The sequence below is a fragment of the Brevundimonas sp. genome, assembly GCF_016463295.1.
In the GTDB taxonomy this organism is placed as follows: Bacteria; Pseudomonadota; Alphaproteobacteria; order Caulobacterales; family Caulobacteraceae; genus Brevundimonas.
This window is the reverse complement of sequence record NZ_JAEMRO010000103.1, coordinates 1-6,574: the sequence shown is the minus strand read 5'-3', so window position 1 is coordinate 6,574 and position 6,574 is coordinate 1. Positions and strand designations below refer to the sequence as shown.

General features: G+C 67.6%; 9 protein-coding genes. 3 read left to right on the top strand and 6 right to left on the bottom strand.

The window, feature by feature from the left end; genetic code table 11:
* The first annotated feature begins 18 nt into the window (after positions 1–18).
* Positions 19–1,431 (top strand): helix-turn-helix transcriptional regulator, encoded by a 1,413-nt coding sequence (locus tag JHC81_RS13225; RefSeq protein ID WP_292175450.1) that lies wholly within the window; start codon positions 19–21, stop codon positions 1,429–1,431.
* Here JHC81_RS13225 and JHC81_RS13220 read toward each other — a convergent pair.
* Both JHC81_RS13220 and JHC81_RS13215 read right to left on the bottom strand, forming a co-directional pair.
* A complete protein-coding gene (locus JHC81_RS13220; RefSeq protein ID WP_292175447.1) occupies positions 1,428–2,864 on the bottom strand; it encodes a hypothetical protein in 1,437 nt (478 codons plus the stop codon). The two genes, JHC81_RS13225 and JHC81_RS13220, sit on opposite strands and share 4 nt — an antisense overlap.
* A gap of 70 nt (positions 2,865–2,934) precedes the next feature.
* Positions 2,935–3,924, bottom strand: coding sequence for a WYL domain-containing protein (locus tag JHC81_RS13215; RefSeq protein ID WP_292175445.1), 990 nt, complete (start codon positions 3,922–3,924; stop codon positions 2,935–2,937).
* Positions 3,925–4,011: 87 nt separating this feature from the next.
* Between JHC81_RS13215 and JHC81_RS13210 the strand changes: the two genes are divergently transcribed.
* Together JHC81_RS13210 and JHC81_RS13205 are read left to right on the top strand one after the other, a co-directional pair.
* Positions 4,012–4,251: a hypothetical protein gene (locus JHC81_RS13210; RefSeq protein WP_292175443.1), complete on the top strand. Its 240-nt coding sequence runs from the start codon at positions 4,012–4,014 to the stop codon at positions 4,249–4,251.
* Entirely contained in the window at positions 4,251–4,463 is a 213-nt protein-coding gene (locus tag JHC81_RS13205; RefSeq protein WP_292175440.1) for a hypothetical protein, read from the top strand. Before JHC81_RS13210 ends, JHC81_RS13205 begins: the two co-directional genes overlap by 1 nt.
* Here the strand turns inward: JHC81_RS13205 and JHC81_RS13200 are convergent.
* Genes JHC81_RS13200 through JHC81_RS13185 form a run of 4 tightly spaced genes read right to left on the bottom strand, consistent with a single transcriptional unit; the run spans position 4,452 to position 6,514 of the window.
* Positions 4,452–5,564, bottom strand: a complete 1,113-nt coding sequence (locus tag JHC81_RS13200; RefSeq protein WP_292175438.1) for an acyltransferase — start codon at positions 5,562–5,564, stop codon at positions 4,452–4,454. The two genes, JHC81_RS13205 and JHC81_RS13200, sit on opposite strands and share 12 nt — an antisense overlap.
* A gap of 41 nt (positions 5,565–5,605) precedes the next feature.
* On the bottom strand, positions 5,606–6,034 hold the full coding sequence (locus JHC81_RS13195) for a DUF1801 domain-containing protein (protein WP_292175436.1): 429 nt from the start codon (positions 6,032–6,034) through the stop codon (positions 5,606–5,608).
* Positions 6,035–6,039: 5 nt separating this feature from the next.
* Positions 6,040–6,297, bottom strand: a complete 258-nt coding sequence (locus tag JHC81_RS13190) for a DUF2442 domain-containing protein (RefSeq protein ID WP_292175434.1) — start codon at positions 6,295–6,297, stop codon at positions 6,040–6,042.
* Entirely contained in the window at positions 6,269–6,514 is a 246-nt protein-coding gene (locus tag JHC81_RS13185) for a DUF4160 domain-containing protein (protein WP_292175433.1), read from the bottom strand. The genes JHC81_RS13190 and JHC81_RS13185 overlap by 29 nt, the downstream gene beginning before the upstream one ends.
* Between the last annotated feature and the right edge of the window lie 60 nt (positions 6,515–6,574).

Genomic DNA, 6,574 nt, shown 5'->3' with positions numbered 1-6,574 from the left:
ATGTGACATCATGCCGGTATGGACACGGCGGATCGCAAACTGTTTCTGGGCGGGCGGCTGAAACGGCTGCGGCGCGATCTGTCGCTGACGCAAACGGCCATGGCCGCCGATCTCGGCGTTTCGCCCAGCTATCTGAACCACATAGAGCGGAACCAGCGGCCCGTGTCGGCCCAGTTGCTGCTGCGTCTGGCCGACACCTATGACGTCGATCTGCGCACCCTGGGCCAGTCGGGGGGCACGGCGTCGGAGGCGGAACTGGCCGAGGCCTTTGCCGATCCCCTGTTTCAGGGGCTGAGCGTCCCGCGCCACGAGATCGTGCAAATGGCCGAGGATCAGCCCGCAGCGGCCGATGCCCTGTTGCGGCTGTACCGCGCTTTCGCCGATCGGCGCACGCGAGACCGCACTGAGACGGGCGGTGACGACGACAGCCCGGCCGACTGGGTCCGCGACTACATCCAGACGCGCGCCAACCATTTTCCCGAACTGGATACGCTGGGGGAGGCGCAGGCGACTGCACTGGACGCCGCCACGCCGGGCGAACCGTTCGAGACGCAGGTACGCGCCCGCCTGCAATCGGCGCATGGCTTAAGCGTGCGGACCCTGCCCGCCGACGTCATGGTGGAGTGGACGCGGCGGTTCGATTTTCACCGGCGTCGCCTGTTGCTGTCCGAGACCCTGGGGCCGTCGTCGCGCGCCTTTGCCGTCGCCTTCCAGCTGGCGCTGTCCGAACATGACGCGGAACTGACGGCGATGGCCGAGGCCGCCGCCGCGCCCGACGAGGCCACACGCCGCCTGTTGAAGGTCGCTCTGACCAATACGCTCGCCGCCGCCATCCTGATGCCCTACGGCCCGTTCCAGCGCACGGCAGAGGAGACAGGCTACGACATGGCCCGACTTCAAGCGCGGTTCGGGGTCTCTTACGAACAGGCCGCGCATCGCCTGACGACCCTGTCGCGGCCGACGGCGCGGGGCGTGCCCTTCTTTCTGATGCGGGTCGATCAGGCGGGCAATGTCTCCAAACGCTATGCCTCGGGCAGCTTTCCTTTCTCGCGGTTCGGCGGGGCCTGTCCGCGCTGGCGGCTGCACAGCGCCTTTCGCACCCCCGGCCGGATCGTCACCCAGATCATCGAGACACCCGATGGAGGCCGCTGGTTTACGCTTGCCCGTACGGTCGATCGTCAGGGCAGTGACGCCTTCACCGAGGGGCACGACCTGGCCATCGGCCTGGGATGCGAGCTGAAGCATGCGCATCGCCTGACCTATGCCCGAGGGCTGGATCTGGCCGCGCCGGAGGTGACACCCATCGGCCCCGCCTGCCGCCTGTGCCACCGCCACCCCTGCGCCGAACGCGCGGCACCACCCGTGGATCGTCCCCTGACCGTGGACGACTGGTCCAAGTCGGTCAGCCCCTATCCGTTCGCGGCGACCTAGATCAGCTCGATCTTCCCGTCCGTCAGGCGGTAGCCGACGCCCGAGCGGTCGAACAGGGCGGCGATGACCGGCGTCGGATCGGCAGCTCCGGTGTCCAGCAGGACCTCGATCCGCGCCCTCAGTTCGGGATCGCCCGACACCGCCGTCAGATGCGCCAGCCATTCCTCACGCGTCAGGACGCCGTCCTCGCGACTTTCGTCGATCAGGGGCTTCAGAAAGTGGAACCAGTCGCCGCCGGTCGCCCGCTTCTGCGCCGCCTCCGCCGCCAGGGCGAACACGGCCCCGCAGGCGTAGAAGGCGCGGTGTTCGCCGCGGCGCCCGGCCTCGCTGACCGGCTTTGTGCCCAGCTTGACGCAGTCATCGACTTCCAGCTGAAGCTCGGCCTGCGCGTCATAGGTCGGGTCCAGCGTCTTGAGCGCGCGGACAGCCATCAGGTCCGCCCCGCCCTCGGTGATCCAGGAATCCCGCGCCCGCTCGTAGCGCACCGTCTGGCCCAGCCAGAAATGCGCGCCCTCATGACCGATGAACCAGCGGTTCCGCGCCAGAATGTCCGGCTCCTCGGTCAGCAGGGCCTTGCCCTCGAAACTGGCCGTGATCAGTCCTGGCAGGACGCTGCCGCTCAGGCTGGTGTGGGTGGGATTGGGGCCATACCAGCTGGCCATGATGGTGGGGCGGCGCGTCTCGCCCGGGCCCAGCCTCTGGCCGTAGTAGTCGATCACGCGCGGGGCGAAGTCCTCGATGGTGGCGACCAGCCAGGCGGGCAGTTCCGGATCGACCACCGTGACCAGCCGGTCGGTTTCCTTCATCTGTGCCTTGCCGAAAAGGACATAGGCATTCGCGTCCTGGGCCGTTGCCTGGGCCACCCGCTCGCCCTTGAGCAGCACAGGTCCGGCCCGGTCGGTCCAGGTGATCCGCACCGCGCCCCACTCGCGCTCCGTGCCACGCTCCATCGTTTCGGGAATGGCCTCCAGCGACGGCAGCGGGAAGACGTCGAAGGCCCCGCTGTACATGGCCACGGAGCCGTCGGTGAACTTGAGGATCGAATAGTCGGCCTCCAGATCGTCGCTGCTGGGCGTCAGACGCAGGCTGACCCGGCGCGGCACGGGATGACCGTCGAGGCTGCGCAGCACGTCCAGATCGCCGACCCGCTCCAGCACGACGCCGGGCGTCGTCACCTGCCAGTCACGCGGCCGCCAGGGCTCACGCGTGCCCTCGATCACCGTCGATCGCTCAAAGCCCCAGACGGGCGCATCGTCGGCGAACACATAGTCGGCGGTCCAGACGTCACCGTCGCGCGTAACGGCAACCTCCGCGGCAGGCTGAGCCTTGCCGGGCGTCTGGGCGATGACCGGCGGCGACGGGGTCGTGCAGGCCACAAGACCCGACGCGGTCAGGATTACGGCTGCACAAGATGCCAATACTCGCCTGCTCACGCCTCATCCCCTGCTGGTTCGATGATCGACGTTAGCGAGATTGCGCGCGCGTCGTCGCCTTAAATCCGGTTCACGTCTTCGACTGATCGAGGGCGGCCTGAGCCGCCGCCAGTTCGTCGGCCATCACCGTCTTCAGCCGCTCCGGGGCCAGGATGCGGACCTGCTGGCCCCAGCTGAACAGATGCCAGGCCAGTTCGCGCATGCCCGAGGCGCGGAAGCGGACGATGACGCCGCCGTCCGGCTCGTCCTCCAGCGACTGGGTCGGGTGCCAGCGCCAGACGCGGGCCTCGGCGGCCCCCTCGGGCGTGATCTTCAGCACCACATCCTCGATGGCGTCCTGGTAGATGCCGAAGGACTGGCCCGCGAAGACCTGAAGATCGAAGTCGGCGGGCGGGGTGGCGGTGCCGGGCTCGGCCTTGACCGCGCTCATCCGGTCCAGGCGGAAGGTCTTGATCGTGCCGCTGTCCGGCTCGGCGGCGACCAGATAATTGGCCCGCCCGAACATCAGGCCGCACGGGGTCATGATCCGGCGGCGCGCCTCGGCCCCCGGCCGGCTGTAGATGAAGCCCAGCGGCTGGCCCGCCAGAACGGCCTGCCGCACCTCGGCCAGCACGGCCTCGTCGGCGGAGGCGCGGGGTCCGGCCTGCACCGCCAGGGTCTCGGCCCGCACCAGCGCCTCCAGATCGGGAGCCAGACGGTTCAGGGTCGTGGAGCGGATGGCCGACTTCAGCTTGCGCTCCAAGCTTTCCAGTGCCTGGGCCCGCCCCGGCTCGCCCGTGGCCCGCAGGCCCTGCGCCGCCCGCGTCAGCTCGACCAGTTCCTCGGCCGTCGGGGCCTGTTCGAAGGCGGAAAGACCGCCGCGGATGCGCCAGCGCTTGTGGGGCCAGTCCGACACCTCCTCGGTCTGAGGGTACAGGTCCAGGATGGCGTCGCGCATCCGCTCGGCGGTGCGGCGCCCGACGCCCATCTCGCGCACGATGTCGTCCAGCGTCAGGCCCTCGGCGCTGGCGGCCATGCGGCGCGCCAGTTCGATCATCATGCCGGCCTTCTCGTGTCTCATGATTTTTTTCTGACATACGACCGTTTCTGACGCAACACTGTCTCATGGTCAGTCTCAACGCAGTCCCGCGCCCCCGGAGTTGACCCCATGACCCGCATCGCCAGCCGCTTCGCCCCCGCCTCCGCCGTCTCCTCGTCCCGCTATCTGATCGTGCCCTGCGAAGGGGACGGTCTGGGCGCGTTGGCCGTCGTCTGGGACCGTCTGGAAGAGCAGGTGATCGACGTCATCGATGCCCGCCTGTCGGCCCGCTATGCCGATGAGGACGCCCTGTGGGACGAGGCGCGGCCAGCCTTCGACCCATCCGAAGACTTCCGCATGGCGGCGTGATGGTCGTCGCATTCTGGATTGTGGGCGGGTATTTCTTCATCGTCTATTTCGGCACGCTGGCGCTTCAGGCGGCGATCATCCTGCTGCAACTGGCCATCGTGATCGTCACATGGTCGTTGAGAATCCTGGCCGGTCTTGCCGCCGTAATCTGGCTGGCAGTGTTTGATCGCAAGGCGCTTGGGAGCGCGTGGCGGCAAGGTCTAGCGAGCTGACGACGGCTTGGTCTTGCGGTCGATCCAGCGTTGGGCGGGGATTTCCACGAACCTATGCGCCAGCAGCGCCAGTCCGACGATGCCGACGAACAAGCCCACCGCGAACAGGTCGTTCAGCCAGACCGAGCCGAAGTCGATGCGCCGTCCGCCCGGCATCCAGTCCAGCTTTCGCGCCACGATCAGGGTGACCACGATGACGAACATGTGGACCATGTAGATCGAGAAGGACCACCGCCCCAGGGTCACCAGAGGCCGGGTGTCCAGCCAGCGGGACAGGGCCCCCTCCTCGCCCGCAAAGACCCAGACGCCGAGGACGAACAGCAGGGTCACGGCCACCGTCACCGGCCCGGTCGCCCAGGCGATGAACAGGCCGATGGCCAGCAGGACGGCGAACTCCAGCAGGGTCGCCGCCCCGCCTTTCAGGCGCGGGATGCGCAGCCACAGCCCCTGCAAGGCCGCGCCCAGGAAGAAGCCATAGACGGCGCGCGGAAACGCCAGGTCATAGGTTGTGTTCATCCAGCGCCGCGCGAACAACAGCACCAGCACCGCCCCGATCACGGCCAGCACGACCCCGATCCAGCGCCAGCGGCGCGGGGCCAGCAGCAGCAGGGCAGCGAACACGACATAGCAGCCGACCTCGACGCTCAGCGTCCACGACGGCCCGTTCCAGGTCAGATAGGGATGGATGTTGAAGGCCTGGATGAGCAGCAGGTTGGTGAAGATGGCCTCCACCGACCGGTCGCGCGTGAAGGGCGTGGCCGCATCGATGCTGAACCACAGCCGCGCCAGCTCCAGCCCGATGAAGGCCACCAGCATCAGCACATGCAGCGGCCAGACCCGCCCCAGCCTGCGCACCATGAACCGCCCGGCGTCGCGAGGCGTCTTCAGCCGCTCCGCATAGGCATGGGCAATGACGAAGCCCGACAGGACGAAGAAATAGTCGACGAACAGATAGCCGTGCTGGACCAGCCCCCAGTCCCGCCAGTGACTGGCCACCGGCATGTGGAACATGACCACCAGGATCGCACAGACCCCGCGCAGGGAATCCAGCGCCTCGAAACGGCGATGCGGTGTGGGGGTCTGGATGGAGGTGGCGTTCACGGGCGCGTGATAGCGCCGCGCCGGGACGCGCGATAGGGCCTTCAGCCTGCGGACGGATATCGCGCGCGCATCCAGGCCACGGAGCGCGTCGCCATCTCGCGCAGCACCTCGAAATCGATGTCGGACAGCCGGTTCAGATACAGGCAGGACACGCTGGTCCTGTGCTTGCCCAGCCGCGCCAGCAGGTCCTCGTAACCGTCGAAGCCGGGCATGATGTAGACGGTCAGGTTCGCCTTGCGCGGCGAGAAGCCGATGATCGGCCAGTCGGCGGGCTTTTTCGTCGTGTTCACATAGGTGTAGCGCCCGAAACCGACGATCGACGTCCCCCACATGACGGGGGTCTCGCCCGTGACTTCGGCCAGCAGAGTCGCCAGCGTCTGGGCGTCGGTGCGGCGGGATGCGGGCTCGACGCCTGCGAGGAAGTCGGCGACGGAGGCGTCGGTGGGCTGGGTCTTGAGTTCGGACGCCATGCTGATCAGGCTGCCTCAGGCGCGGCACTTCTCAGCAAGCCCGCCACGCCGATGTCCTCGTCGATTTCGGGCCAGTGGACGCCCAGCCCGGCGGCGGCCTCTTCCCAGTTCGCGCGTTGAGCCGGCGTCGCGGCCTTCAGGCGAGGAAACCAGTCCAGCGGTGCAGCCAGCCTGCGTCCATCTCTCAGGCGAACGATCAACTCGACGTCCGTGACCTCGACGCCCGCGACCCGCTCATCGATCATGACGGCTGAAATAGCCATTCCACGCCTCCAGAAAGCTGGCCCGCTCCTCGTTCACCTTGCGAACGATCTCGGCCATCTCCTTGGCAGAATAGCCGATATTGCGCGCTGTTGCGACGGGCGACAGCCAGACCTTGGCAGAGCACCCGCCCTTGTCGATATGCACGTGGGGCGGCTCGAACCCCTCGTTTGAGAAAAAATAGAACCGGTAGCCGTTCCAGCGCAGGACTGTCGGCATGGCCTAAAGCCCCTTCACGATCCCCTCGACCATCTTCTTGGCGTCGGCGAACAGCATCAT